25 protein-coding genes are annotated in these 25,995 nt (G+C 47.7%); 17 read left to right on the top strand and 8 right to left on the bottom strand.

Annotated elements, in window-relative coordinates; genetic code table 11:
- The first annotated feature begins 11 nt into the window (after window positions 1–11).
- Window positions 12–539 carry a DsrE family protein gene (locus RQM65_RS01630; protein ID WP_314012244.1) on the top strand — a complete coding sequence of 176 codons (528 nt, stop codon included), beginning with the start codon at window positions 12–14 and terminating at the stop codon, window positions 537–539.
- Window positions 540–676: 137 nt separating this feature from the next.
- Here the strand turns inward: RQM65_RS01630 and RQM65_RS01635 are convergent, their stop codons facing one another.
- A complete protein-coding gene (locus RQM65_RS01635; RefSeq protein WP_314012245.1) occupies window positions 677–997 on the bottom strand; it encodes an MlaD family protein in 321 nt (106 codons plus the stop codon).
- 236 nt (window positions 998–1,233) lie between these two features.
- Between RQM65_RS01635 and RQM65_RS01640 the strand changes: the two genes are divergently transcribed.
- Entirely contained in the window at window positions 1,234–2,145 is a 912-nt protein-coding gene (locus RQM65_RS01640) for an NAD(P)-dependent oxidoreductase (RefSeq protein WP_314012246.1), read from the top strand.
- Here RQM65_RS01640 and RQM65_RS01645 read toward each other — a convergent pair.
- Window positions 2,132–2,932 (bottom strand): aspartate dehydrogenase domain-containing protein, encoded by an 801-nt coding sequence (locus tag RQM65_RS01645; protein WP_314012247.1) that lies wholly within the window; start codon window positions 2,930–2,932, stop codon window positions 2,132–2,134. The genes RQM65_RS01640 and RQM65_RS01645 overlap by 14 nt on opposite strands.
- A 125-nt stretch (window positions 2,933–3,057) precedes the next feature.
- Here RQM65_RS01645 and RQM65_RS01650 point away from each other — a divergent pair, with 125 nt between their 5' ends.
- The 3 genes from RQM65_RS01650 (at window position 3,058) to RQM65_RS01660 (ending at window position 8,059) form a co-directional block, all read left to right on the top strand.
- Entirely contained in the window at window positions 3,058–3,534 is a 477-nt protein-coding gene (locus RQM65_RS01650; protein ID WP_314012248.1) for a GbsR/MarR family transcriptional regulator, read from the top strand.
- A gap of 134 nt (window positions 3,535–3,668) precedes the next feature.
- Window positions 3,669–4,796, top strand: a complete 1,128-nt coding sequence (locus tag RQM65_RS01655; protein WP_314012249.1) for an efflux RND transporter periplasmic adaptor subunit — start codon at window positions 3,669–3,671, stop codon at window positions 4,794–4,796.
- A gap of 113 nt (window positions 4,797–4,909) precedes the next feature.
- Window positions 4,910–8,059, top strand: coding sequence for an efflux RND transporter permease subunit (locus RQM65_RS01660; RefSeq protein WP_314012250.1), 3,150 nt, complete (start codon window positions 4,910–4,912; stop codon window positions 8,057–8,059).
- 25 nt (window positions 8,060–8,084) lie between these two features.
- Here RQM65_RS01660 and RQM65_RS01665 read toward each other — a convergent pair whose 3' ends face one another.
- Window positions 8,085–8,333 (bottom strand): hypothetical protein, encoded by a 249-nt coding sequence (locus RQM65_RS01665; RefSeq protein WP_314012251.1) that lies wholly within the window; start codon window positions 8,331–8,333, stop codon window positions 8,085–8,087.
- A gap of 42 nt (window positions 8,334–8,375) precedes the next feature.
- On the opposite strand from RQM65_RS01665, the gene RQM65_RS01670 reads away from it, so the two are divergent.
- From RQM65_RS01670 to RQM65_RS01680, 3 genes are all read left to right on the top strand, one after another.
- On the top strand, window positions 8,376–9,788 hold the full coding sequence (locus RQM65_RS01670; RefSeq protein ID WP_314012253.1) for an efflux transporter outer membrane subunit: 1,413 nt from the start codon (window positions 8,376–8,378) through the stop codon (window positions 9,786–9,788).
- A 142-nt stretch (window positions 9,789–9,930) separates the two neighbouring features.
- On the top strand, window positions 9,931–11,265 hold the full coding sequence (locus RQM65_RS01675) for an NAD(P)/FAD-dependent oxidoreductase (RefSeq protein WP_314012255.1): 1,335 nt from the start codon (window positions 9,931–9,933) through the stop codon (window positions 11,263–11,265).
- Window positions 11,266–11,361: 96 nt separating this feature from the next.
- Complete coding sequence (locus tag RQM65_RS01680; RefSeq protein ID WP_314012257.1) at window positions 11,362–11,553, top strand: hypothetical protein; 192 nt, start codon at window positions 11,362–11,364, stop codon at window positions 11,551–11,553.
- 114 nt (window positions 11,554–11,667) lie between these two features.
- Here RQM65_RS01680 and RQM65_RS01685 read toward each other — a convergent pair whose 3' ends face one another.
- Together RQM65_RS01685 and RQM65_RS01690 are read right to left on the bottom strand one after the other, a co-directional pair.
- Window positions 11,668–11,976, bottom strand: a complete 309-nt coding sequence (locus tag RQM65_RS01685; RefSeq protein ID WP_314012258.1) for a hypothetical protein — start codon at window positions 11,974–11,976, stop codon at window positions 11,668–11,670.
- Complete coding sequence (locus RQM65_RS01690) at window positions 11,973–12,431, bottom strand: hypothetical protein (RefSeq protein WP_314012259.1); 459 nt, start codon at window positions 12,429–12,431, stop codon at window positions 11,973–11,975. Before RQM65_RS01690 ends, RQM65_RS01685 begins: the two co-directional genes overlap by 4 nt.
- Window positions 12,432–12,545: 114 nt before the next feature.
- Between RQM65_RS01690 and RQM65_RS01695 the strand changes: the two genes are divergently transcribed.
- The 4 genes from RQM65_RS01695 (at window position 12,546) to RQM65_RS01710 (ending at window position 15,094) form a co-directional block, all read left to right on the top strand.
- Entirely contained in the window at window positions 12,546–13,151 is a 606-nt protein-coding gene (locus tag RQM65_RS01695; RefSeq protein ID WP_314012260.1) for a hypothetical protein, read from the top strand.
- Between the two features lie 33 nt (window positions 13,152–13,184).
- Window positions 13,185–13,481, top strand: a complete 297-nt coding sequence (gene trxA / locus RQM65_RS01700; RefSeq protein WP_314012261.1) for a thioredoxin — start codon at window positions 13,185–13,187, stop codon at window positions 13,479–13,481.
- A gap of 182 nt (window positions 13,482–13,663) precedes the next feature.
- A complete protein-coding gene (locus RQM65_RS01705) occupies window positions 13,664–14,515 on the top strand; it encodes a formate/nitrite transporter family protein (protein ID WP_314012262.1) in 852 nt (283 codons plus the stop codon).
- Window positions 14,516–14,614: 99 nt separating this feature from the next.
- Window positions 14,615–15,094: a Dps family protein gene (locus tag RQM65_RS01710; RefSeq protein ID WP_314012264.1), complete on the top strand. Its 480-nt coding sequence runs from the start codon at window positions 14,615–14,617 to the stop codon at window positions 15,092–15,094.
- 401 nt (window positions 15,095–15,495) lie between these two features.
- Here the strand turns inward: RQM65_RS01710 and tkt are convergent, their stop codons facing one another.
- Window positions 15,496–17,502 carry a transketolase gene (gene tkt, locus RQM65_RS01715; protein ID WP_314012266.1) on the bottom strand — a complete coding sequence of 669 codons (2,007 nt, stop codon included), beginning with the start codon at window positions 17,500–17,502 and terminating at the stop codon, window positions 15,496–15,498.
- A gap of 64 nt (window positions 17,503–17,566) precedes the next feature.
- Here tkt and RQM65_RS01720 point away from each other — a divergent pair, with 64 nt between their 5' ends.
- Both RQM65_RS01720 and RQM65_RS01725 read left to right on the top strand, forming a co-directional pair.
- Window positions 17,567–19,486: a DUF294 nucleotidyltransferase-like domain-containing protein gene (locus RQM65_RS01720; RefSeq protein WP_314012267.1), complete on the top strand. Its 1,920-nt coding sequence runs from the start codon at window positions 17,567–17,569 to the stop codon at window positions 19,484–19,486.
- On the top strand, window positions 19,483–20,154 hold the full coding sequence (locus RQM65_RS01725; RefSeq protein ID WP_314012268.1) for a 3'-5' exonuclease: 672 nt from the start codon (window positions 19,483–19,485) through the stop codon (window positions 20,152–20,154). Before RQM65_RS01720 ends, RQM65_RS01725 begins: the two co-directional genes overlap by 4 nt.
- Window positions 20,155–20,346: 192 nt before the next feature.
- Here RQM65_RS01725 and RQM65_RS01730 read toward each other — a convergent pair whose 3' ends face one another.
- Window positions 20,347–21,309, bottom strand: coding sequence for a phosphoribosylaminoimidazolesuccinocarboxamide synthase (locus RQM65_RS01730; protein WP_314012270.1), 963 nt, complete (start codon window positions 21,307–21,309; stop codon window positions 20,347–20,349).
- The gene (locus tag RQM65_RS01735; RefSeq protein ID WP_314012272.1) at window positions 21,306–22,259 is read right to left on the bottom strand and encodes a PhoH family protein; all 954 of its coding nucleotides are present in this window, start codon (window positions 22,257–22,259) and stop codon (window positions 21,306–21,308) included. Before RQM65_RS01735 ends, RQM65_RS01730 begins: the two co-directional genes overlap by 4 nt.
- Window positions 22,260–22,400: 141 nt before the next feature.
- On the opposite strand from RQM65_RS01735, the gene RQM65_RS01740 reads away from it, so the two are divergent.
- The 3 genes from RQM65_RS01740 (at window position 22,401) to gldG (ending at window position 25,964) form a co-directional block, all read left to right on the top strand.
- The gene (locus RQM65_RS01740) at window positions 22,401–23,231 is read left to right on the top strand and encodes an SAM hydrolase/SAM-dependent halogenase family protein (RefSeq protein ID WP_314012274.1); all 831 of its coding nucleotides are present in this window, start codon (window positions 22,401–22,403) and stop codon (window positions 23,229–23,231) included.
- 296 nt (window positions 23,232–23,527) lie between these two features.
- Window positions 23,528–24,259, top strand: coding sequence for a gliding motility-associated ABC transporter permease subunit GldF (gldF, locus tag RQM65_RS01745; RefSeq protein WP_314012275.1), 732 nt, complete (start codon window positions 23,528–23,530; stop codon window positions 24,257–24,259).
- A 40-nt stretch (window positions 24,260–24,299) separates the two neighbouring features.
- A complete protein-coding gene (gene gldG / locus RQM65_RS01750; protein WP_314012277.1) occupies window positions 24,300–25,964 on the top strand; it encodes a gliding motility-associated ABC transporter substrate-binding protein GldG in 1,665 nt (554 codons plus the stop codon).
- Window positions 25,965–25,995: the final 31 nt, after the last annotated feature.

A 25,995-nucleotide genomic window follows, 5' to 3' on the forward strand; every position in this document is an offset into this window, starting at 1 on the left:
ATCCCATTGTCATGAAAACATTTATTGCTTTTTGTTCCCTCCTTTCTATCGCCGCTTCGGCCTCCGCCCAAGAGTGGATCAACCCCGTTATCAAAGACTACGGAAAAATAAAATTCTATAAGAATGCGGAACTGGTTCCGGATAAAAACACGGAGTATAAAATGGTGTTCGATCTAACCTTGGACAGCCAAGGAGATAGCATCAATAAAGGCTTGAACAAAATAGCGCGAGCCATCAATCTATTGGGAGCTTCGGGCGTTCCTAAAGAAAAAATGTATTTAGTCGGGATAATACATAGCAACACGACCTCAGTGATTTTGTCGAATGAAGCACATCGCAAACGCACGGGCAAGGATAACCCAAATATGGACCTCTTGAAAGTTTTGACCGAAAACGGGGTGAAGTTTTATGTTTGTGGTCAGTCGCTTGCCCATAGAGGTATTGATATAGCTGAAATGAACCCATATATTGATTTGAGCCTCTCAGCAATGACTAGCTTGACCTATTTTCAATATAGGGGATATGCACTGATGCCTTAGTATTTCGGCAAAATCCATTTTTGAGCTACAAAATAAAGGTTTAAACGCCTGTTTCTATATGTCCGTCCAACCCGATAGGCACGACCTCGAAAAAATAAGGGATTTTCTCGAAAAAGGGATAATCAGATTACAAATCTTCAAAACCCGTGATTTGCTATGGTCGCCAGGGCATCGGACCTTATTTTTTTCTGCATATCGCCTTGCATCTGCATTTCGACCCGCACTGTGGTATCGTTCACCATCTTCAGTTGTTTAACGGCACCTACGTTGATTCCCGCATAGCGCACGTTGTCACCCAATTTTAGTCCGCTCACGTTATCGAAGTGAGCGTAAATCTTGAAAGTCCGTCCGAACAAATTTTGTTCGTTGCCGATCAGATAGACTGCAGTGTACAGCAGGACCACCCCAAGAACGACGAAAATTCCCAATTTTAATTTTTGTGAAGTTGAATTTTCCATGTTAGCCTTTTTATTGAAAGAAGGGCACGACCTTGGAATCATCGGATTTAACGGTCGGCGGTAGCCATAACATGGCTCAATCGGTACGGTCGTAACACAGAAACAGCAGGTCAATATAAGCTTTCGCCAGCGGCAATGCATTGCGAACGAATATCGACCCGAAAACACGAAGAGAAAATTGGATTTCAGCAAAACTTGGCCTATCCTTGGCCGTGTTAATTGGAAAGCACGCAACTATGTTCAAAAAATTGGTCGCCATTGAGCCCTTAAATTTGATTCCATCCGCCGAAAAAGCACTGGAAAACTATGCCCATAAAGTGGTGTTGTACCGCGATGTGCCCGATAACAACGATGAAATCGTGGCCCGTATCGATGATGCTGATGCGGTATTGCTGAGCATTACCTCGACCCTGGGCCGTGAAGTGCTGGAACGTTGCGATAACCTTGATTATATCGGGATGTGCTGCTCCCTCTATTCCGTCGAAAGTGCCAATGTGGATATTAAATTTGCAAATTCCAAAAATATCGAGGTGACGGGAATACGGGATTATGGGGATGAGGGCGTCGTAGAATATGTAATTAGTGAACTCGTGCGCTGCCTTCACGGTTTCGGCCAAAAACCGGATGGAAGTCCCGAAAAACCTTGGGACGGTGTCGCCCGAGAAATCACCGGCATCAAGGCCGGCATCATAGGCTTGGGCAAATCAGGGGGGATGGTCGCCGACGCACTGCATTTTTTTGGGGCCGATATTCAATATTTCGCACGTAGCGAAAAGGATTGGGCAGAAGATAAGGGATATCGTTTTACGCCTTTAAACAAACTGCTCGCCGAAAACGAGGTGGTAATCACTTGTCTGAACAAGCATGTTGTTCTTCTGAACGAAGAAGAGTTCGAACACCTCGGAGACAATAAAATCCTGTTCAATACCGGACTTTCCCAGGCCTGGGACGAAATCCCTTTCGCTCAGTGGCTCGAGGGCGACAACCGGGTCTACTGTGATACATTGGGCGCACTGGGCAACGAGCGATTCTTAGACCACCGCAACGTACGCTGTATGGAGGTTTCCGTCGGTCGCACCCGGCAGGCTTTCGACCGATTGAGCGAAAAAGTACTAGCGAATATCGACGGGTTTATCAAAAAGCAATAGGCGAAGTGATATTCCGCAAGGTGTTGACCACGCTCCATCCCGCAATATCCGATTTTCTGCTATAGATATCAATAATGGCATCAACCTGATCGTTCTTCATTTCGATACGGTGGCGGTCCCCCACAAAATCAGGGGTCGATGTGATCGATACACCAATTTCTTCCGGCCCAACGGAGGCGAGGGCGGCGGCTACCGCCACATTCACTTTCGTGGGAAAAAGTTCGATGGCCTCGACCGCGTTTCCTTTCAATACCGTCCTTTTTTCGTTTTGTAGGCCTTCATCATAGACTTCGGTATTTTTCAATGAATTCGGTCCTTTTTCGGTCGCGAAGGTGGCCGAAGACTTGCTCATCAAAGCGACGGTCCGCAACACGTCAAATCCGCCGATGGCCCCGGGAACAAGATGCACACGGGTGTTATGGGTCCGGGCTGCTTCCTTCACACTTTCATAAAAATCCGTATCGGCAAAAGCACCTATGGAAAGAGTCACGATCGAAGAACCATGCTCTAATGCTGGTATTGCCAGTTCGCGCATGGCGGCGGGGGAAGCGGTCTCTAAGATATAATCCGGATTTAAGGTGAAGAGTTCGTCCAAGGATTTACTGGCGGTGCAGGTATGGACTGTTTCCGCGCGATTGATGTAATCGGCAAGCCGCTCCGCCTTTTCGAAGGTCCGCGAATACGTGCCAATGAGTTTGTAATCGGGCAATAGTCCATTATTTAAGGCATCAACAATAATTTGGGCCAGCTTCCCGCAGCCCACAATAGCAAGTGTTCTTTTTCCCATAGGGTCGAAGATAAGATTTTTGTTCAATTCTATTTATCTAAACTTTAACAAAACTTTATTTACACTTAGTTCATACAGTTCCGAACTAAGTGTAGATTTGCATCCCCAATTAAATGCTTAGAACTATGCCAAAAGAAATAATCGGACTGGTCGAAGAAGTCGGGATGGCCATCGAAGAGCGAGCGGACCTGTCTCCCTTGGCCGCCAGAATCTATGCGGCCCTCATCCTATCTTCCGAGGAAGGCTTGACATTCGATGAGATTGTTGCCTGGCATCAGGCCAGTAAGAGTTCGGTGTCAAACAACCTCAACGTATTGATCAAATTAAAGTATGTAGAATTTTACACCAAACACGGAGATCGAAGGCGCTATTTCCGGACCTCGAAATTCTATGTGAAGTCCGCCATGGAGAAATACCACGAGCATTTTGAAAAGGAACTGGACGTGCTGGAAAAAATCAATGCTTTCAATAAAAAGCACAATCCCGAAAAATTCAGGAACGAGAAATCGGTCGGCACCTTATATCAAGAGTATTTGACCGATCTCAACGAAGGATTTAAAAATAAAATCAAGGAAATTGAACAATTTGAAAATCAGGACTGACGTCTGCACAACAATTCACAATACGCTGAAAAACAGTAGCATCAGGTAAGTTAAAATTATATTCGATAGGATTATTCCCGCGAACGATCCCATCGTAGTTTATCCAGCTTTTAATAATCAATCCGAGTACAACGATGAAGACACTTCTAAAAAATAGTATTCCCTTGATTGCCCTCCTTGTGTTGGTATCTTGTGGCAATGACAAATCAGCACAACAGGCCGGTCGGGGACAACAGGCACAATCGGTTCCCGTTTTCAAGGTGCCTATCAAGTCCGTAACGGCCTATATCGACTTTCCGGCCAACATCGAGGGCATCATAAACTCCGAAGTACGCGCCAAGATTTCGGGATATATCACTGACGTGCTGGTCGATGAAGGCGACAAAGTCTACAAAGGGCAGCCCCTGTTCAAACTGGAAACCCAGACCCTGAGCGAGGATGCCGCCGCCGCAAAGGCCAACGTCAATGCCGCGCAAGTGGAAGTGGATAAGCTAAAGCCATTGGTGGACAAGGAAATTATCAGTCCCGTACAACTCGAGACCGCCAAGGCCAAATTGCAACAGGCCAAAAGTAACTATAGCAGCATTACGGCGAATATCGGCTACGGTACCATCAAAAGTCCCGTGAACGGCTATGTGGGCCAAATTCGCCTACGGACGGGCGCCTTGGTCAGTCCGAGCAGCCAACAACCCCTAACTACCGTTTCTGATATCAGCGATGTGTATGCTTATTTTTCCATTAACGAGAAAGAATATCTCGATTTCCTCCAAAACACCGAAGGCAGCTCCAAGGAAGAGAAAATCAAAAACTCTCCTCCAGTGACCCTTATCCTGGCCAACGGTACCGAATATCCCGAAAAGGGCAAGATAGAGACCATCAATTCCCAAGTTTCCCGAAGCACGGGTACAATCAGCATCCGGGCCCGGTTCGAAAATAAAAACGGACTCCTGACCAATGGCAATAGCGGCACGATCAAGATACCCATTGAGTACAACGATGTCGTGGTAGTACCCCAGCAATCCACCTTCCAACAACAGGAAAAAACCTTTGTCTATACCGTCGCAAAAGATACCACGGCCGCCTCACAGGCCATTGATATAAGGGCATCCGCAGAGAACCTATATGTCATAGGCTCTGGTCTTAAAGAAGGGGCTACCGTGGTCGGCAAGGGCTTGGGGAAACTGCGGAGCGGAATGTCGATCAAACCACAAGAGGTGCCTTTCGACAGTCTTGCGAAGCCGATTCAACAGGAGTTTAGATAATTCACCCAAGGCAAAAACCACTTGCAAGGGGACAGCTTCGCCGTATCGACATTTATCACAGGCGTAATTTTCACCTATCGGTTTATCCTCAATAATCATTAAAGTAAGAAACAATGCTCAAGACATTTATAACCAGACCGGTTCTCTCTACCGTAATCTCGATCATTATCGTGATTTTAGGTATATTGGGGTTGACCTCGTTGTCTGTCACCCAATATCCCGATATCGCACCGCCGACCATCAGGGTCTCGGCCTCCTATCCCGGGGCTACCGCGGAAACCATTCTTGAAAGCGTCATCATTCCTATCGAGGAGCAGATCAATGGGGTCGAGGGAATGACATACATTACCTCGACGGCCACGAATAACGGTACCGCACAGATTACGGTATTTTTCGATCAGGAAATCGATCCCGATATCGCAGCAGTAAACGTACAGAACCGGGTGGCACGTGCGAATCCGCTATTGCCACAGGCCGTTAAACAGACGGGGGTACTGACCCAAAAACAGCAGACCAGTGCCCTAATGTTCCTGAGTTTTTACACTTCATCAGACGACTACGATGATGTGTTTCTTCAGAACTATCTTAAAATTAATGTGGTTCCCACCTTCCAAAGAGTGAACGGTGTAGGGGATGTTAATGTTTTCGGAAGCAAGGACTACGCCATGCGCATCTGGTTGCAACCCAATAAAATGGCAGCTTATGGTCTCTCTCCCTCCGAAGTCACGGCAGCCCTGAACGAACAGAGCCAAGAAGCGGCAGCGGGAACCATCGGAGAGAATGCGGGGGAAGCATTCTCTTACGTAATTACGTATGACGGCCGCTACCGTACCGAAGAACAGTACAGTAATATTATCGTCAAGGCGCTCGGCGATGGCGAGTATCTGCGCTTAAAGGACGTTGCCAAAATCGAACTGGACGCGCAATCATATTCCACCACCGCCCAGACCGACGGCAATCCCAGCGTGGCCATGGCCATCTACCAGACCAAGGGATCTGATGCCCAGGAAATTATTGAGGATATTAAGCTCGAACTAGAGAACATTAAAAAAAATCTTCCCGAAGGGATCGACGTGGTCATTCCCTTTGATACCAACGAATTCTTGAACGCTTCCGTCGAGAAAGTGGTAACGACCTTATTGGAGGCTTTCATTCTCGTGTTCATTGTTGTGTTTATCTTTTTGCAGGATTTTCGCTCTACCCTGATTCCCGCTATTGCTGTACCGGTATCGATTGTTGGTACATTTTTCTTTCTGAATCTTTTTGGATATTCGATCAACCTATTGACCTTGTTCGCACTTCTCTTGGCCATTGGTATCGTCGTCGATGACGCCATCGTGGTGGTCGAGGCCGTACATGCCAAAATCGACGAGGGGGCCAAGGACATTCAAAAGGCTACCCTTACTGCCATGCATGAAATTGCAAGTGCGATCGTTTCGATTACCTTAGTAATGGCCGCGGTATTCGTACCGGTAACATTCATTACCGGTCCCACCGGCGTTTTTTACGAACAGTTCGGGGTGACACTGATCGTGGCCATCGTTATTTCGGCGGTCAATGCCCTAACCTTAAGTCCCGCTTTATGTGCCCTATTCCTAAAACCTCATGAGGATGACAAAGACGAAAAAAAGAACCTTTTGCAACGTTTTTACGCGACGTTCAACCGGGGATTTAATGCTACCGTAGAGAAATACGGACAGTCGTTGGGCTTTTTGTACAGACACAAATGGATAACAGCCGTTATTCTACTTGCCTCGGTTGGAGGCATTTGGTGGGCCTCGGTCACCACACCCACAGGTTTTGTACCCGACGAAGATCGTGGTCTGGTGTTTGTAAACATGGAACTGCCCCCGGGGTCATCGATCGACCGAACCGCGGAGGTGAATCGACAATTGTACCAAAAGGTAAAGGATTTACCAGGGGTGGCCAGTGTCACCACCATTAACGGGGTCAGTTTGCTTAGCGGGGCCGGCAATAACTATGGACTTGGCTTTATTAAGCTGAAAGATTGGAGCGAACGTCAAGAAGAAGATGAGTCCGCCGAGGCGATTACCGGAAAACTCTTCGGTATCGCGGCGACCATTCCCGAGGCGAACATCATTTTCTTTTCGCCTCCGAGTGTTCCCGGGTTCGGGGCCTCTTCGGGCGTGGAAGTCAATCTTCTGGATCGCTCGGGCGGCGATTTTGCCGAGCTCGACAAGGTAAACCAGGAGTTTATCGCAAATTTGAGCCAAAGGCCTGAATTCCAGTACGCCCAATCGGCGTTCAGTACGGAGTATCCGCAGTACAAGCTGGATATCAATATGGAACTGGCCAAGGACTACGGGGTTAACATCAATACCATCTTTAATACCCTTCAGGGCTATATCGGTAGTATTTATGCGGCCGACTTCTCCCGTTTCGGGAAGCAGTACCGGGTCTATATTCAAAGTCTTCCGATGGATCGGGCCGAAAAACAGGATTTAAGCAACATGTATGTCCCTACCAAGGACGGTGAAATGGCCCCAATAACGCAATTTGTAAGTCTTGACCGCGTTTTCGGTCCCCAAGCGGTGACCCGGTTCAACCTGTTCAACTCGACTAGCATAACGGGTGCTACGACTCCCGGTTACAGTACAGGAGACGCCATCGCCGCGGTCGAGGAGGTAGCTGCCGGACTGCCCGCGAACTTCGATACCGCCTATTCCGGGCTTACCCGGGAAGAACTGGCCGCGGGCAATCAGACGACGATTATCCTGATGCTCGTCATCGTTTTCGTGTATTTCCTGCTCAGTGCCCAGTACGAGAGCTATTTGCTTCCACTCTCGGTACTGTTTTCTCTACCGATAGGCATGTTTGGGGCATTTTTGACGACAAAGCTCGCAGGATTGGAGAACAACATTTACTTTCAGATCGCTTTGATCATGCTGATCGGGCTGCTCGCTAAAAACGCGATATTGATCGTGGAATTTGCTATACAGCGACGAAAACAAGGAGAATCGATTTTGGATTCTGCCATAGACGGAGCAAAGGTGAGGCTACGCCCGATTTTGATGACCTCATTGGCCTTTATCTTCGGCCTGATGCCGCTGGTACTGGCCAGCGGCGTTGGAGCTGAAGGAAACCGCGCTATCGGTACCGGGGCCGTAGGCGGTTTATTCGTCGGTACCGTTGTTGGGGTCTTCGTCATTCCCATGCTCTATATTCTCTTTCAGTGGTTGCAGGAAAAAGTAAGCGGACCCCCCGAAGTGGAGGAGGAAGAGATCGCTGCTGAAAATACTTGAAATAGGAGGTTAACAGGCTTTGGGTCTAGAAATACGGACTGACATCGGTCGTCGGTATTTCCATAATCCAAGAGGAGAAAAGATTACCTCGGGGGCGGGGGTCAATAGGCAACTGCCAGTACGACAGGCGGGTCAGATCTAAGTCCGCCTTTCTCGTCCGAACGGTACGTCCGATCTGGTTCGCGCGCCCGAACCGATACGGGCGTTTTGGAGGGCGAGCGACGGCAAAGCCCTTGGGAATTCCAATAATTAAATTATAAAAGTCGGCCGCCATACCGTAATTTTGAAGTTTGGCCGAAACAAAAGAAATTGACCAATGATACGATCGATTAGAATACCGAAATTACTGTTTATTGCCAGTCTGCCCCTGTTGATGGCCTCGTGCTTCTCGGCCAAGGAATACGTTCGAAAAGAACAAACACCCCTCGTCGAGGGATATTTCAGAACAGATAACCTACCACAAGACAGTATATCCATGGCCATCGTTCCATGGAAGGAGATGTTCACGGATCCGATCCTACAAGATTATATCACGGAAGGTCTTGCGAACAATATCGATATCAGGATAGCGCTACAGCAGATCATCGCCGCAGAGGCCTACGTCAAACAAGGCAAGGCGGGCTTCTACCCTACCCTATCGGCACAGGCACAGGCTACCCACCAGGAAATGTCGGGAAACAGCCAGTTCGGCCAAATAACCGGGGGCGGAGCCCAAGATTCCTACGAGCTTGCAGGAAACCTCTCCTGGGAAGCCGATATCTGGGGTAAGATACGAAGTAACAAACGGGCTTACCAAGCCGCGTACCTGCAGACCGCCGCTGCACATAAAGCGGTCAAGACAAGGCTGATCGCAAACATCGCCTCGACCTATTATCAGCTGGTGGCATTGGACGAGCAGATAGACATTACCGAAGAGACCATAATGACGCGGGCGAACGGATTGGAAACCACAAAGGCCCTTAAGGATGCCGGCAGCGTCAACGAAGTTGCGGTGCAGCAAACGGAAGCGCAACTCTACACGGCGCAGGCCATCTTGCTGGATCTTAAGAACCAGTCTCGCCTCTTAGAGAATACCATGTCCATTCTCTTGGGCGAAATGCCCATGGTAATCAACCGTAGCCCGCTTGCGGATCAGACTATCGAGACGGAACTGGCGACCGGGGTACCCGCCCAGCTATTGAGCAACCGGCCCGATGTCATTGCGGCCGAGTTCGACTTGCGCAATGCCTTTGAACTGACCAATGTAGCGCGTAGCAATTTCTATCCCTCGTTGACCCTTTCGGCCAGTGGCGGATTACAGAGCCTTGAGTTCGACAGGTTGTTCGACGCGAATTCCCTTTTTGCCACCTTGGTCGGGGGACTTACCCAACCCATCTTTAACGGACGCAAGATCCGTACCCAGTACGAAGTTTCCCAGGCACAGCAAGAACAGGCTCGATTGAATTTCAAGCAATCGATCTTAATGGCGAGCAAAGAAGTTTCCGATGCTATGTATTCGTACGAGACGGCCTCCCGGAAAATCGATATCAAACAAAGAGAGTACGACGCCTATAGTTTGGCCACTGATTATTCGGAGCAACTATTGGACAACGGTCTGGCCAATTACCTTGAAGTCCTTCGGGCCCGGGAGAACGCCCTCAACTCCAGCCTCGATGTCATCAACGCCAAGAACAACCGTTTGCAGTCCATCGTCGATCTCTATGAGGCCCTCGGTGGCGGTTGGCAGTAATGCATTCGGGTCATTATGTTACTGGGTCGAGTCAACCCATCCCCTTAATATCCAATACTTTCTTTTCAGAAAAATGGGTAATCCGAACAACACCGCGGAAAACCCAAGAAAAGCGTTATTAGGGATAAAAAATCGCAACATCATGAAAGAGAAAAATATTGTAATCATCGGTGGTGGCTTTGCCGGGGTCAATCTGGCCCTTCATTTGGGCAGTAGAAGGGGCCTGCAGGTAACGCTGGTGGATAAGAACAACTACAATTTTTTCCCGCCACTGCTGTATCAGGTCGCTACCGGTCTACTCGATATATCCAGTATCTCCATTCCCTTCCGCACCTTGTTCAAAGACGATAAAAACTTACATTTCCGGTTGGGGGAACTAGAGGAAGTGCTGCCCCAAAAGAATAGGGTAAAACTGACGACAGGGGAGGTGCACTACGACTATCTCGTTATCGCCACCGGTACCAAGCCCAACTATTTCGGCATGGAGAACATCGAAAAGAATTCCCTGCCCATGAAAACGGTGAACGATGCCGTAAAACTTCGTAACTATCTGCTCAAGGAGGCTGAAAAGTACACGTATATTAGCGATGAGGCCGAAAAACGGAAAATGCGAAATATCGTGGTATCCGGCGCCGGTCCTTCAGGGGTCGAGGTAGCGGGGATGATCGCCGAAATGCGCAATCGTATTTTACAGAACGTATACCCTGAACTCGATGGTCAAAATATGAACCTGTACCTGGTCGATGCTGCGCCCAGCGTCTTGCCTCCGATGAGCGAGAAGACCCAGAAATATTCCAAAAAAACCTTGGAGAAAATGGGAGTTATCGTAAAACTGAACAAAATGGTATCCGACTTTAAAGATGATACCGTAATCTTCAAGGATGGGGAAACAATTGAAACCAAGACCTTGATATGGACGGCCGGGGTTACCGCGCTAAAATTCAAGGGGATCCCTGAAGACAGCTATGAAAAAGGCGATCGGCTTTCGGTGGACGAATTCAATAAGGTAAAGGATACCAATAATATATATGCTATCGGGGATGCGTGTATCCAAAAAACAGATCCCGATTTTCCAAAGGGACACCCGCAATTGGGAAGCGTGGCAAAGCAACAGGGGAAAGCCTTGGCCAAGTATTTCGAGGCCATCACCAAAGATAAAAAACCGGAGCCATTCGATTATTTTGACAAGGGAACCATGGCGGTCATCGGAAGAAGCAAGGCAGTCGCCGATCTGACCATGCCAAAGACCACTATTACCGGCTGGTTCGCTTGGATGGCGTGGACATTCATACATCTATTTTTGCTGGTCAGTTATAGGAACCAATTCCGAACCATGGTGAACTGGGCGACCGCCTATTTCAGCAAGGGGCAATCGCAGGGCATCCTCATAGGCGAACACGCTTACGAAAACCTGGCCCCGGAAAAACCCTTGGATATGCAAAATATAACCCAAGTGGAGGAGAAGGGAAAGTCATGACATAACCCTGTCCGTAATCCCTGCCCTAAAAATCGACCGGGAATTTCTTTAATGTAGCCCTGAAGTTTATCCAGTAAATACACTTCAAAGAAAACATTGGAAAACAAAGCGACCATTATTACGGCCAAAGACAAGTTTACGGAGCAGATTCCCGTAGGCCCTTACTACAAAGCGGAAGACGTGAGCGATAGAATCACCTTCACTTTCCCCGACGAAAGCAGCCATGCGCACGGAAACGGAATGGTCCTCGATCATGGATTTACGGACCGACAATTTGTTTTAGGATAATCCGTAACTGCCCTTTATTCATAACAGGAGTGGACTAGGAAATAAATTGGCGACGGAACAACGGATCCGATCCCCAATTTTTATGGATACGGATCAAAAATAGGTGCTATCCCATCAACCGGAACGGTTTGAAATAAACATTTTACACTTATGCACATCAATTCCGAAAGCTTGTTTATCCATAAAACATAATTCATGTTTACCATTGAACTCGTTTAGACGTTTTGTTTGGAACCGAGAATTTCGGCTTTGCTTATCTTGGGGAAATAAGTGCGATGGCCATTGTTTCCGATGAGGACTGGTTGGAGAGGAGTTTGGTGGTTTTTGCAGATTTCGTACCCAACCAAAAGGGGAAAGGTTTTGAGAAAAACGAACGGCAAAAGGCAATCGCTCGGTTACAGAATGGATAAAAAAGTCTTTCATGTCCGATTTTTGTTCCATCCTGTCAGGAAAGAAGCACAGATAGCGGAAAGAATGATGGCGGGCACCATTTCAAAAAACAGCATACCGACCATTTGTTGTATCGTATTTGAGGGGGTATGGGTCTCCATTACCTGAACTAATTGCACAGCCTCTGGATTCAAGACCATATACAGGAGAACGATGGGCAGCAGAATAACCAAGAAAAAAAGACCCGTTTTGATGCAGAGCTTAAATGCGTTCATATACGAGGCGGCGGGGTGGTTCTTACTCCAGTTCCATACCAACAAAACAAGACCTAGAAGAACGAACAAAAGGTACACGGCCCTGAAAGCGGCGTTCTGATAGATATTCAAAAAATAAAGTGTGGCAGAGTATATCATGATCATTACGTTGATTGAGACGGCATAGGTCCATGCATACCTATTTCTAGACCAGGGTTCCTTTGTTGAAGACATAATTCGCTTGTTAATTAATTTTTAATTTACAACAAAGGTAGGCGGGTCTTACACAATTATTGGTTTTACAGCACCAAAAAATGACATAATGCAAAAAAAATAAATGTTTTCTCGATGGCTAAAAAACTGAATCAACTGGAGGCTAACGCCATCTGTGGGAACGATATCAGTTCGTCATGCCTTTATATTTCTGCACTGGCCATCGGTTATGCGGGCCAGTACGTCCCCACCTTGTTGATTGTATTCTTCATGCTAAAACGTACCTTCATCCTAATATACTTTTTACAGTTTGTAGGATATGTTTTTCCCGATAAAAAGACCTTCCTCTTTAAATTGAACCTCCCCATAGATGAAATGATCGAAAAAATCAATCAGCAGGAGTTCGTCTTTTTTGCCAACCACGAAAATGTGGAAATGTTGAATAGGATTATGCCCTGCATGCAAAAAAATGAAGCTACCAAGAAATTGAAAATTGTCTCGATAGTGGATAAAGAAAAGCATGTATCGGCTATTCTAAAGGAAGATATCTTGGTACTGGATAGGATTTATCCGGACATTAAAATCGAGTTAATCGAGGAAGTAGGACATTTCACGTCAGATAAAATCCAAGAACTTTCGAAAAGATGGAACATCCCTACGAATTTTATGTTCATAGGGTCACCGGGAGATAAGTTTCCCTATGCCATCGAGGAACTTGGGGAAGTGCGGTTGATTATATAAGGAAATAATTTTATCAATTGAAATCTAGAAATTATGTCAAAATTCAACGAAATAATAGCTGATGAAAAACCAACCTTGGTAGATGTGTACGCAACTTGGTGCGGTCCCTGCAAAGCCATGGCCCCGCAGTTCGAACAGGCGAAAGAAACACTGGGCGACGCGGTGACCGCCCTAAAAATCGATATGGACAAAAATCCCGCTTTCGCTTCCCGATATGGTATTCGTAGTGTGCCGACCCTTATGCTGTTCAAGAACGGAAAGGTGGTCTGGCAGCAGTCCGGGGTCATACCGGCCAACGAGCTGGTCGCACAGAGCAAAAACTTTATGTAATGCGGCAAGGCCGATCGTGAAACTGGCTGAATTCAAAACTGGTCATGATGTTTAAATCATATTTTACGAATTTATTCCGAAAAGGGTCCTCAACAAATATTCTATCGATCCTAGCGCCCGTTGCCGCCCTGCTTGTCGTTAACACCCCCAACTAAAGAAGAGTCAAAAATCGAACTACCACTATGAAAGAGGAAGAAAAAGACCAGAAGGAACACCAGAAGCAGCTAGAAGAGAAGTCCGACAATATCAAGGGTGGAAAAAAATACAGTGACATCCTGAGCCGCGTTATTCACGAGGGGGAACAAATGTTCGCCATCAAGAGCAAGGCTATTTTTTTAAGTGGTGTAATCGCTGGGCTTGAAATCGGATTTAGTTATTTTATGATCTGCACCTTCTATGCGCTGCTCGATGGCCATGTCGAACAGAACATTTTGTTTAAATCGTTCGGATTCGTGTATCCCATAGGCTTTATTTTAGTAATTCTTGGAAAATCGGCCCTATACACGGAGCAAACCTCGCTGTTGGCCCTTCCAGTACTCAATGGTCAACGATCGCTGCTGGAAATGCTTCGTCTATGGGGGTTGGTCATTTCAGGTAACGTGTTAGGGGGAATCGTCTTTACTTTCTTTATAGGCATCCTAGCGCCGAATTTTGGTCTATTTACCTCGGATACCATGGTCACCGTAGGCCATCACGTTCTCGATTATGAAGCTTGGGTGCTATTTTTAAGCGCCATCACAGCAGGATGGTTGATGGGGCTGCTCACCTGGCTGCTTAATAGCACCGAGACCACGCTAACCCGCATTGTCATTATCTTTATGATTACCGGAGTCATCGGTTTCGGGGGCTTTCACCACAGTATTGTTGGCAACATCGAAGCCTTTGGTGCCTTCTGGAAGTCCGCATCGGTGTCGGGATGGGACTATTTAAAATTTCTACTGCTCGCGTTGATCGGCAATGGAGTCGGGGGCGCCATAGTAGTGGGACTTTTTAAGTATCGGATTTTCGAGTCGAATTATGCGGACGAATCCTAGGCAATCAAAATTTTGACAAGGGCAATTTTCGACTCGAATACATCAATAAAAAATGACAACATTTCGTAGGTTGCCGTTGAACTAAAAACAACGATCTAGATGAAAACTAACATTGGTATAACCAAAGAGAATAGACAAAAGACCACGGACATTCTGTCGAAGGTATTGGCCGACGAATTTGTGCTGTACACCAAAACTCTACGCGCCCATTGGAATTTGGAGGGGCACGATTTTCACACCAAGCATCTTTTTTTCGAGGAGCATTACAATGCCATCAAAAAATTTGCGGACGGGGTGGCCGAACGTATCCGACAAATAGGACATTACGCGCCGGGCACCATGGGCGATTTTTTAAAGCTGACCCACCTTACCGAAAAGTACGAAGGCGAAAACACCAGTCTCGGCTATAGCGCCGCCCTGCTCGAAGATCATGATGCGATTATCCAGTTCATCCGTGAAAATATTTCCAAAGTAGAGGAAGAATACGAGGATGTGGGTACCGGGGATTTTTTGACCGGTCTTATGCAAGAACATGAAGAAATGGCCTGGATGCTGCGGGCGACCATCGCCAAAGCTTAGGGTAACCCCAAGTGTAATAATAGGCTCTATATCTGTAAAGGTATGGAGCTTTTTTTTCGGGATATAACAGTATTTTGCGATTCGCCGGGCTTTAAAAGCTTGAAGGTCACCAGCCCATTTTGTCGACTATAACGAGATTGACCTTGGCGAAGTGAATAATGCGGGAAGAATGCGATCCGCTTTTGGAACAAGCTTACAATTAAATCGACCCTGTTCGACGACGGGCAGAATAAAAAAAGGTAAAGACTTTTAACGGTCCCTACCCTCTCTTTTTATCGCGTCACCCCGTTTCGTTTGTTCCTAGAATTGAATTTACAGATGTTTTGCAAAATCCCTACCGATGCTGAAAAAAACGAAACGGGCCGATTAACCTTAAAGACAAACCAAGTACGATACTCGGCTTAGCCCAATAGGTCTTTGACCTTTTTCACGACGTTCTCAACACTAAAGCCGTATTCCTTCATCAGTTCATCCCCGGGTGCGGACTCCCCGAATTTGTCGATACCGATTACGCAGCCTTCGTCGGTAACGTATTGATGCCATCCTAAAGGCGAACCAGCTTCAACGGCTACTCTTTTGCGAACATCTTTGGGGAGCACTTTCTCCTTATACTCTTTATCCTGACTGTTGAAAAGTTCCCAAGACGGCATACTCACCACACGGGCATTGATGTCGTCATCCTTTAATTTGGACTGCGCCTCCAAGATTAATTGCACCTCGGATCCGGTAGCGATTAAAATAGTATCGGGATCTCCATCCGAATCGGAAAGGATATAGGCCCCTTTGCTAAGGTTATCCGCTGCAGTGTATTTATCCTGATCGATAATCGGCAGGCCCTGCCGTGTCAGAACAATGGCCACGGGCCCATCTCGATGCTCCAAGGCGGCCTGCCAGGCGTATGCAGTCTCGTTGGCGTCCGCGGGCCGTATGACCGTCATGTTCGGTACGGATCTTAGTCCCACCAACTGCTCCACGGGCTGGTGGGTGGTTCCATCTTCGCCTAGACCGATGCTATCGTGCGTAAAGACGTAAATCGGCCGGATGCCCATAATGGCCGCCAACCGCATCGGGGGACGCATGTAATCGGAAAATATCAAAAAGGTTGCCCCGTAGGGAATCAGATATCCGCTCAAGGCCATCCCGTTCAAAATAGATCCCATTGCATGCTCGCGAATTCCAAAATGGAAGTTGCGGCCCTCGGGATGGTTCGCCGTAAAGGATTCGTAATCTTCGAGCAAGGTAGAGGTGGAAGGCGCCAAATCCGCCGACCCGCCGACCAGGTTGGGCAAGTATTCCGCAATCGCGTTCAGGGTCTTACCGGAAGCCTTCCGGGTGGCCATATGGTCGCCAGGCTCGAACTTGGGCAATTTATCCTTCCAGCCTTCGGGAAGGTTTCCACTGATCACCATCTCGTATTCCTCGGCCAGATCGGGATATTTTTCCTTGTATTCGGCAAAAAGGTCGTTCCATTCCTTTTCTTTTTGTTCTCCCTTCGCTCCCGCTTTATGGTAAAAGTCGAGTACCTCATCGGGCACGACAAAATTCTTGTCGGGATCGAATCCGAATTTTTCCTTGACCAGGCGCACCTCATCCTCGCCCAAAGGCGAACCGTGGGCAGAAGCCGTGTCCACTTTATTCGGACTTCCATATCCGATCTTAGTACGCACACTGATCAAGGAGGGCTTGTCGGTTTCTTCCTTGGCCTTGTCGATGGCTTCCGATATCGCTTGCAGGTCGTTGCCATCGGCCACCTGCTGAACGTGCCAGTTATAGGCCCTAAAGCGTTCGTTCACGTTTTCGTCAAAAGCAAGATCGGTGTCGCCTTCGATCGTAATGCTATTGTCATCATAGAGATAGATCATATTGCCCAACTTAAGATGGCCGGCAGCGGAAGCGGCCTCCGAAGCAACCCCCTCCATCAGGTCACCGTCGCTGCAGATGGCGTAAATATGATAATCAAAAAGGTCGAAATCGGGCTTGTTGAACCGGGCGGCCATGTATTTTTGGGCGATGGCAAAACCGACGCCGTTGGCGAAGCCTTGTCCCAATGGGCCGGTAGTCACCTCTATGCCCTCCGTTAAATGGGATTCGGGATGGCCGGGTGTCTTGCTGTCCAACTGTCGGAAATCCTTGATATCGTCCATACTCAGGTCGTAGCCCGTCAGGTACAGAAAACTGTACTGCAGCATACAGGCATGTCCGGCGGAAAGTATAAACCTATCCCGATTGGCCCACTGGGGACTCTTAGGGTTGTAGTTCATCTTGTCCGTCCAGAGCACATGCCCCATCGGCGCCAGCGCCATGGGCGTTCCGGGATGTCCCGAATTCGCTTTTTGCACCGCGTCCGCGGCAAGCACCCGTACGGTATTTATCGCTTGTTGTTCTATCGTATCTGTTTTGGTATCCATATAAATTATTTTGCCTAAATATATTGAATTAAAAATAACTAAACTTGCTTTATAAAACCAAAAAATGAAAAACACCATATCGACGCGGGTAGCCGATTTTCTAAAAAAATATCCACCTTTTAGTGAGATGGATCTTCAAGACCTTGAAAAACTGTCGCAGAAGGTATCCATCCTATATAAGACCAAGGAAAGTACGGTTTTTGAGGAAGATGCCCCGCCCCACAAACAATTTTACGTGGTGCACAAAGGGGCGGTCGTGCTCCGGAAGAAATCCCAAAGGGATGTTATCGACCTGTGCGACGAGGGTGATATCTTCGGGTTGCGCCCCTTGATGGCAAACGAGAACTATATGCTTGGGGCACAGGCCTATGAGGAAAGTATTCTGTACGCCATTCCCATAGCCGAGTTCAGGCCCTACACCCAAAAATACGATGGGGTCGCCAGTTTTCTGATGGAAAGCTTTGCCTCGAATACCAGAAACCCCTACTCTACCGACTACAAAGGCATATTACTGGGCGAATCTCCCGCCCTGAAGCCTCAGATCGACAAGGGATTATTGGACCTGCAGCACGTGCATTATTCAAAAAAACTGGTTACAAGTCCAGAAACCACCAGTATCAAAAGTATTGCAGTTGCCATGACCCAAAAAAAGGTGGGGGCCATGTTGATATTGAAAGATGGGTTGCCTGTAGGTATTATTACGGACAGGGATATCCGGAACAAGATTGCCACGGGCGCCTATCCGATAACGGCCAAGGCGAAGGATATCATGAGCGCCCCTATAATTACCTATCCCAAGAGAATGACCATTGCACAGGCCCAGATGGCGATGATGAAAAACGGGATCAGCCATCTCTGCCTTACGGAAGATGGCACCGCGAACACCCCTGCAGTGGGCATGTTGTCGAAACATGATATCATGCTCGAAATCGGCAACAACCCTGCGGTCTTGATGAAGGCCATAAAACGGGCGGAAAATTTCAAGACGATAAAAACCATCCGACGCAACGTAACGGGGCTGCTCAAAGGTTATCTGGACCAGAACATTCCCTTGACCCTCACCTCTAAAATTATATCGGAACTCAACGACGCCTGTATCAAACAAGTCATCGCCATTACCCTGAAAGAACAGAAAGATCCGCCCCCGGTCGAATTTGCCTGGCTTGCCCTGGGAAGTCAGGGCCGTAGTGAGCAATTGCTGCATACCGATCAAGACAACGCCCTGATTTTCGAGGATGTACCACAAGGGGAACTATCACGGACCCGGACGTACTTCTTGAAACTTTCAAAGACAATCAATAAGGGGCTGAACACGATAGGGTACGAGTACTGCCCGGCGGAAATGATGGCCTCGAACCCCGAATGGTGCCTCTCTTTTTCGGAATGGAAAGACCGGGTTTCGTATTGGATCACCAATCCCGGGCCCGAAGAGGTGTTGTTGACTTCCATATTTTTCGATTATAGCCTTTCTTTCGGGGAAGGTCGCTTGGTCGATGAACTGACCGCCCATATTTTTGGAAATACGGAAAAGTATCCGATCTTTTTCACCCATTTGGCCAGTGGGGCCCTCCAAAATCCCTCTCCAACGGGATTTTTCCGTAGTTTTTTGGTCGAGGAAGATGGGGCCCACAAAGATTTTTTCGATCTAAAACGTAGGGCCCTGATGCCCATGGTCGATGCTGCCCGCGTCTTGGCCCTTTCGCATAATATCAAGAGTATCAACAACACCGCCGAACGCTTCGAACGTCTGGCGGAACTCGAACCCAACAACGAAGAACAGTTCTTGGCCTGTTCCTACGCCACTAAGGCGCTGTTGAAGTTCCGCACCAAACAAGGATTATTGCATAACGATTCAGGACGCTTTATCGCTTTGGATACGTTGCGTAAGGAAGAAAAAATGAAATTAAAGCGTACCTTCAAGACCATTAAGGAACTACAGGAACTGATCAAGCTCCGCTTTAAGGTAACGAGTATGTTAGGATGATTCGATTCTTCAGGAACTTCTTTGCACCCAAAAAACGGAACTATCCCGATTTTTGGATGGACTATGCCGAGCAATTCGAAAACGGCCAGCCAACAACACTGGCGGACATCCGTTTTGTCGTTTTCGATACCGAAACCACGGGACTTGACCTTGAGAAGGACCGGATATTGTCCATCGGTGCCCTCTCCCTACAAAATGACAGCATCGATATCGACAGCAGTTTCGAGATTTTCCTGGATCAGGAGTTCTATCACGCGGGGAACATCGCCATCCACGGTATTTTGCGGGACGAGATCCAACCTCGCATCTCCGAAATAGAGGCCCTTCGACTGTTGCTTGATTATATAGGGAATTGCATTTTGGTGGCGCATCACGCCAGTTTTGACCGTGCTATGATCGATCGCGCGTTAAAACGTCATGGGATGCCTAGATTACAGAACCGGTTTTTAGATACCTCCGCCCTTTACAAGCGTACGCTCATTTCTTCCGCCCTCTTACAAAAAAAGGACCAATATTCGCTGGACGAACTCGCCGAGAAATTTGACATCCCCGTCAAGGACCGACATACCGCCCTGGGCGATGCCTATATCACGGCCATCGCCTTTTTAAAGATCATGGGGCGGTTGAAGGTTAAGGACGGTTTTTTGGTGAAAAGGCTATTCAAGTGACAACCAACAGCATTGAGAAGATTACAAAAGCAGCAAAATTTCTTATGCAATACTTCGCGTCAAAGCCCTTGAGCGAAATCGGAACGTGCTGACATTCGGGGTTCTAAGAATCGAGAACATCGATTTCTCCCGAATAAGGCATTCGCGACGCTACGGTATGGGGCTGTAAAGCGAAAGAAACTTACGAGAACTTTATTTGTGATCAGCGGTTTTCAAGTAGTCAAGCACATTTTTTTCGATACGTTCCTGAATATCCGAGATATCGGCCTTGACGAAAGTTTCCCCTGTAATATTCTCGTACAGTTCGATATACCGCTCGGAAACGGACTCGATATAAACATCGGACATTTCGGGAACGGACTGCCCTTCCAGTCCTTGGAATCCGTTTTGAATCAGCCATTGGCGCACGAATTCCTTTGAAAGCTGCTTTTGGGGCTCGCCCCTATCCTGTCGCTCTTGATATCCATCGGCATAGAAATACCGGGACGAATCGGGCGTATGAATCTCATCGATCAAGACAATTTTCCCTTCCTTGGTCTTTCCAAATTCGTATTTGGTATCCACCAAGATCAGTCCCCGCTCGGCGGCAATCTCGGTACCCCTGGCAAAAAGGGCGCGGGTGTATTTCTCCAGCACTGCATAGTCCGCTGCCGACACGATTTTTCTTTTTAGGATATTTTCCTTGGAAATATCCTCATCGTGATCGCCCTTTTCCGCTTTGGTAGCGGGGGTAATAATCGGCTCGGGGAATTTATCGTTTTCCTGCATGCCCTCGGGCATTTCGATTCCGCAGATCTCGGTTTTCCCGGCCTTGTATTCCCGAGCTGCATGTCCCGATAAATAGCCTCGGATTACCATTTCCACCTTATAGGGTTCGCAGGCGTGGCCGACGGCAACATTGGGGTCCGGCGTGGCCATCAACCAGTTGGGGACGATATCTGCCGTAGCGGCCATCATTTTTGTAGCGATCTGGTTCAATATCTGTCCCTTGTAGGGAATCCCTTTCGGCATCACTACATCGAAAGCGGAAAGCCGGTCCGTGGCGACCATGACCAAGATGTTGTCTTCAAGGGCATACACCTCTCGGACTTTGCCCTTATAAAGACTTTTTTGACCTGGAAAACTGAAATTGGTAGCTGTGATGGTGTTTTTCATTTCTGATGCTCGATATTCCTGTACGCATTAATGACCTTTTTTACCAATTTATGGCGAATGACATCTTTATCATCGAGGTATATGATCTCGATGCCGGGCACGTCCTTTAAAATCAATAAGGCCTCTTTCAGGCCCGAGATAACCCTTCGTGGCAGGTCGATCTGTCCGGGATCGCCCGTAATCATAAATTTGGCGTTCTTGCCCATTCTGGTCAGGAACATTTTCATCTGGGCGTGGGTGGTATTCTGGGCCTCATCGAGAATTACGAAGGCATTGTCTAGGGTTCGTCCCCGCATAAAGGCCAGCGGTGCGATCTGAATGATACCGGTTTCGATCAAATGGGCCAATTTTTCGGCCGGAATCATATCCCGCAGCCCGTCGTAGAGCGGTTGCATGTACGGGTCTAGCTTTTCCTTGAGATCGCCGGGCAAAAATCCCAGGTTCTCGCCAGCTTCTACTGCGGGACGGGTCAAAATAATCCGTTTCACCTGCTTCTCCTTCAGGGCCTTGACGGCCAAGGCCACCCCGGTATAGGTTTTTCCGGTACCGGCGGGACCGATGGCGAATACCATATCGTTTTTACGGGCCGCATCGACCAATTTGCGCTGATTTGCGGTCTGGGCCTTGATCAATCGTCCGCTAACGCCGTGCACCAAGGTTTCCCCACTTTTCTCCGGAGCGTCATAATCCGACGGCGTGGTACTGGTCAATACCCGTTCGATCACGTTCTCGTCCAATTTGTTATATTTTGCAAAATGGGAAGTGAGCATATCGAACCGGCGGTCAAATTCCTCTAAAAGCTCCTCATCGCCATAGGCCTTTATCTTGTTGCCCCGCGCTACAATCTTTAATTTAGGGAAATACTTTTTGAGCAGATCGATATTCTGATTGCCCTGGCCAAAAAATTCCCTCGGGCTGATCTCGGTGAGTTCTAGTATGAGTTCGTTCAAAAACTTTATATATTAAGGTGAAAGCCAACGGGCAATTATTTCGCTTGGCTATTATTTTGCACTAATTTTGTGCGTTTACGTTAGGATAACAAATTTAACCAAAAATCAGCTGTTCTAAGCAAAACATATCAACAACCCTACATGGCGATCATAACCTTGACCACGGATTTCGGACTTAAAGACCATTTTGTAGGTTCCCTTAAAGGCACCATTTACAAAGAGCTCCCCGATGCCAAAATTGTTGATATCTCACATTATATCAGTCCCTTTAATATCCACGAGTGCGCCTACGTTCTGGAAAATTCCTATAAAAATTTTCCCGAGGGCAGTATTCATATTGTCGGGGTCGATGCGGAACCGACGCCCGAGAACAAGCATATCGCCCTGTTGATCGACGGGCATTATTTTATCGTGGCCAACAACGGTATCATCGGGTTGATCACTTCCGAAAGAAAACCGGAAAAAGTGGTGGAGATCAACATTCCGAATCCCGATTACGGCTCTTTTCCCGTGTTGGATGTCTTCGTAAAAGTCGCCTGTCATATAGCTCGCGGCGGCACCCTTGAGGTGGTCGGTAAACCTTTTGACGCATTGAAAGACCTCCGTGAATTTACGCCCATCGTTTCCGATAACGGCAATAAGATCATCGGTAGCGTTATCTACATCGACAATTATGGAAACGTGGTGACCAACATCCACAAAAAGTTCTTCGATGCCTACCGCAAGGGGAGGGATTTCGAACTTACCGCCCGGTCCACCAAAATAAGCCGTATCCACAATAAATACAGCGATATCATCAATTATGACCTCGATAAGGAGCATCGCAGGGGCGCGGGAGACCTGCTGGCACTATTCAATTCCGCCCACTACATCGAACTGGCCATTTACAAGAGTGACCTGAATACCGTGGGAGGGGCTTCTACCCTATTGGGACTGGAGTTTCGGGATACGGTTACGGTGACGTTTGAGTAGGGACAGCGAAACTGTCGTTACTGATCGGGACCGACCAAATCGCGCATTGCATTCAGAGGCGAAGAGGTTGACCCTATGCGCCATGCCACGTCGGGACCGGTTAAAGCGCGCGTTGCAATCAGTTGGGTGGCTATTAAACTAGCGCGACAAGTTACGTCGGACGAAACAAACGAGCCTGTTGCCGAAGATTCGAAAGTCTCAAAATCTTTTTAGTTTTGTGCGATGGTCGGTTGAGATTCCCGTTACAGGAACCAAACCATCGGTACGTCCATGGAAATCAAACTGCGAAACACACTATGCTCGCCATCTTTAAACGCGAAATACGTTCCTTTTTTACTTCGGTGACCGGATACTTGGTCGTCGGACTTTTTTTGGTGCTCAACGGCCTCTTTCTATGGGTGTTCAAAGGTCCGTTTAATATTTTTGAACATGGATTCGCCAACCTGGGCAAATTCTTCCTACTGGCTCCTTGGGTGTTTCTGTTCCTGATTCCGGCGATTACCATGAAAAGCTTTTCGGAGGAAAAAAAATTGGGGACCCTGGAGTTGCTTTATATCAAACCGATCAGCCTTTGGGAGACCGTATTGGGTAAGTTTTTGGGGACGTTCTCATTAGGGTTGATCGCTCTGGCACCTACATGGGTCTATGTTTTGGCAATATCCCGTTTGGGCACCACCGTCGGAAATCTCGACATGGGCCTGGTGATCGGCTCGTATTTCGGCACTATATTCCTAATGGGATGCTATACCGCAATCGGCCTCTTCGCCTCTACCCTCTCCGAAAATCAGATCGTCGCGTTTATCGTCGGAATGTTACTCTGCTTTTTTGCCTACTATGGATTCGAGGGCGTCTCGACCCTCTTCGCGGACGGCCAAGTGGTCGTCTTCGTACGAAATTTGGGCATGAATCATCATTTTGAGCGTATTGCCCGGGGCGTTTTGGACACGAGGGACCTTATCTATTTTGTTAGTCTTTCGGCATTTTTTCTTTTTCTTACTGTGATGACGCTCAAAAACACTCCGCGATGACCTCTTTTAAATCCTTTGGACAATCCCGAACATTCCACCTATGAAAAAAACCTTTGTCACCATCGGCATGGCATTCCTGCTCGTGATTCTCGTCAATGTGCTGTCCGGCTTTGTGTACACCCGGTTTGACCTGACCGAAGACCATCGGTACACGCTTTCGGATGCCGCCATTGCCAGTGTTTCGGAATTTGAAAGACCGGTCATCGTAGATGTTTTATTGGCGGGCAATTTATCCCCCGAATTTGTAAAGCTGCGCACGGAGACCCTTCAGATCCTGGAGGAGTTTGCATCCCAAAACCCAAACATAAAGTTCACATTCGTAAATCCCCTGGAAAATACCGCGGATGTCAACCAGACCATCACCGAATTACAGGGATTGGGACTTACCCCAGCCCAAGTGACCGTCGAGGACAATAGCAAGGTGTCGCAGGACATCGTTTTCCCTTGGGCCATGGTGAACTATGGCAACAACACCGTAAAAGTACCGCTGCTGAAAAATACATTGGGAGCGACCCCCGAAGAGCGGGTCAACAACTCCGTGCAGCATTTGGAATACGCCTTTGCCGATGCGTTTTCAAAGATCAATATCAAAACAAAGAAACAGGTGGCGGTTCTGAAGGGAAACGGGGAGCTAGAGGATATCTTTCTGGCGGATTTCCTGACTGCCATCCGTGATTATTACAACATCGGGGCAATTACGATGGATTCCGTCGCTACAAATCCGCAAAAAACCCTGAATCAACTAAAGGAATACGACCTGGCCCTGATCGCCAAACCCACCGAGGCCTTTTCCGATGCCGAAAAATACGTGCTCGACCAGTTTATTGTCAGCGGTGGGAAGTCCCTCTGGTTAATGGATAAGGTAAACATGGAACTCGATAGCCTGTTCAACGAACAAGGTTCGGCCCTGGCCTTGCCCCGCGACCTGAACCTGAACGACTTCTTTTTTAAGTACGGCATCCGCATCAATTCTGATTTGGTCAACGACATGTATTTCACTCAGATCGTACTGGCGACGGGGGAAGGAAATGCATCCCAATACGATCCCGTGCCCTGGTATTATCATCCTATGGTCTTCTCGCGCAACGACCATCCTATCAACAATAATCTGGAAGCCATCCGCTTACAGTTCGCCAGTTCCATTGATACCTTATCCAACGAAAACAAAAAAACGGTACTCCTGCAAAGTTCTCCCCTGTCCCGTTTAGAAGGCACCCCACAACAGATCAGTCTCGGTATCATCAACAATCCCCCGAAAAAGGAAAACTATACCGATGGCGACAAGGCCTTGGCGGTATTGGTTGAAGGGGAATTCAACTCAGCTTTTGAAAATCGGGTCAAACCGGTGCAGCTCCAAAATCCCATAGAAAAAGGAAAATTCAATAAAATGCTGGTGGTTTCCGACGGGGACATCATCAAAAATCAGGTGCGAAAGGGCCGACCCTTGGAACTGGGATACGACAAATGGACGAACAATTACTACGGGAACAAAGAATTTTTGATAAACGCCGTCAATTACCTTTTGGATGAAAAAGGACTTATAAACATTCGAAACAAGAAGGTGGCCGTGCCCTTTTTGGACCCGCAAAAGATCGCGGTACAAAAATCCAAATGGCAGCTAATGAATATCGGGCTTCCGCTGATCTTGATCCTTCTTTTCGGATTGGGATTTGCCTATTTTAGACGACGGAAATATGCGGGCTAGCTGTTAATAAGTTTGTTTCGCTAAAAAGATC

Origin of the sequence: Pricia mediterranea (assembly GCF_032248455.1) — a bacterium.
Classification (GTDB): domain Bacteria; phylum Bacteroidota; class Bacteroidia; order Flavobacteriales; family Flavobacteriaceae; genus Pricia; species Pricia mediterranea.

Excerpts from the sequence above, each read along its gene's own strand:
- RQM65_RS01630 (WP_314012244.1), top strand. The coding sequence starts at position 12 with ATGAAAACATTTATTGCTTTTTGTTCCCTCCTTTCTATCGCCGCTTCG.
- RQM65_RS01635 (WP_314012245.1), bottom strand. The coding sequence starts at position 997 with ATGGAAAATTCAACTTCACAAAAATTAAAATTGGGAATTTTCGTCGTT.
- RQM65_RS01640 (WP_314012246.1), top strand. The coding sequence starts at position 1,234 with ATGTTCAAAAAATTGGTCGCCATTGAGCCCTTAAATTTGATTCCATCC.
- RQM65_RS01645 (WP_314012247.1), bottom strand. The coding sequence starts at position 2,932 with ATGGGAAAAAGAACACTTGCTATTGTGGGCTGCGGGAAGCTGGCCCAA.
- RQM65_RS01650 (WP_314012248.1), top strand. The coding sequence starts at position 3,058 with ATGCCAAAAGAAATAATCGGACTGGTCGAAGAAGTCGGGATGGCCATC.
- RQM65_RS01655 (WP_314012249.1), top strand. The coding sequence starts at position 3,669 with ATGAAGACACTTCTAAAAAATAGTATTCCCTTGATTGCCCTCCTTGTG.
- RQM65_RS01660 (WP_314012250.1), top strand. The coding sequence starts at position 4,910 with ATGCTCAAGACATTTATAACCAGACCGGTTCTCTCTACCGTAATCTCG.
- RQM65_RS01665 (WP_314012251.1), bottom strand. The coding sequence starts at position 8,333 with ATGGCGGCCGACTTTTATAATTTAATTATTGGAATTCCCAAGGGCTTT.
- RQM65_RS01670 (WP_314012253.1), top strand. The coding sequence starts at position 8,376 with ATGATACGATCGATTAGAATACCGAAATTACTGTTTATTGCCAGTCTG.
- RQM65_RS01675 (WP_314012255.1), top strand. The coding sequence starts at position 9,931 with ATGAAAGAGAAAAATATTGTAATCATCGGTGGTGGCTTTGCCGGGGTC.
- RQM65_RS01685 (WP_314012258.1), bottom strand. The coding sequence starts at position 11,976 with ATGAAAGACTTTTTTATCCATTCTGTAACCGAGCGATTGCCTTTTGCC.
- RQM65_RS01690 (WP_314012259.1), bottom strand. The coding sequence starts at position 12,431 with ATGTCTTCAACAAAGGAACCCTGGTCTAGAAATAGGTATGCATGGACC.
- RQM65_RS01695 (WP_314012260.1), top strand. The coding sequence starts at position 12,546 with ATGGCTAAAAAACTGAATCAACTGGAGGCTAACGCCATCTGTGGGAAC.
- trxA (WP_314012261.1), top strand. The coding sequence starts at position 13,185 with ATGTCAAAATTCAACGAAATAATAGCTGATGAAAAACCAACCTTGGTA.
- RQM65_RS01705 (WP_314012262.1), top strand. The coding sequence starts at position 13,664 with ATGAAAGAGGAAGAAAAAGACCAGAAGGAACACCAGAAGCAGCTAGAA.
- RQM65_RS01710 (WP_314012264.1), top strand. The coding sequence starts at position 14,615 with ATGAAAACTAACATTGGTATAACCAAAGAGAATAGACAAAAGACCACG.
- tkt (WP_314012266.1), bottom strand. The coding sequence starts at position 17,502 with ATGGATACCAAAACAGATACGATAGAACAACAAGCGATAAATACCGTA.
- RQM65_RS01720 (WP_314012267.1), top strand. The coding sequence starts at position 17,567 with ATGAAAAACACCATATCGACGCGGGTAGCCGATTTTCTAAAAAAATAT.
- RQM65_RS01725 (WP_314012268.1), top strand. The coding sequence starts at position 19,483 with ATGATTCGATTCTTCAGGAACTTCTTTGCACCCAAAAAACGGAACTAT.
- RQM65_RS01730 (WP_314012270.1), bottom strand. The coding sequence starts at position 21,309 with ATGAAAAACACCATCACAGCTACCAATTTCAGTTTTCCAGGTCAAAAA.
- RQM65_RS01740 (WP_314012274.1), top strand. The coding sequence starts at position 22,401 with ATGGCGATCATAACCTTGACCACGGATTTCGGACTTAAAGACCATTTT.
- gldF (WP_314012275.1), top strand. The coding sequence starts at position 23,528 with ATGCTCGCCATCTTTAAACGCGAAATACGTTCCTTTTTTACTTCGGTG.
- gldG (WP_314012277.1), top strand. The coding sequence starts at position 24,300 with ATGAAAAAAACCTTTGTCACCATCGGCATGGCATTCCTGCTCGTGATT.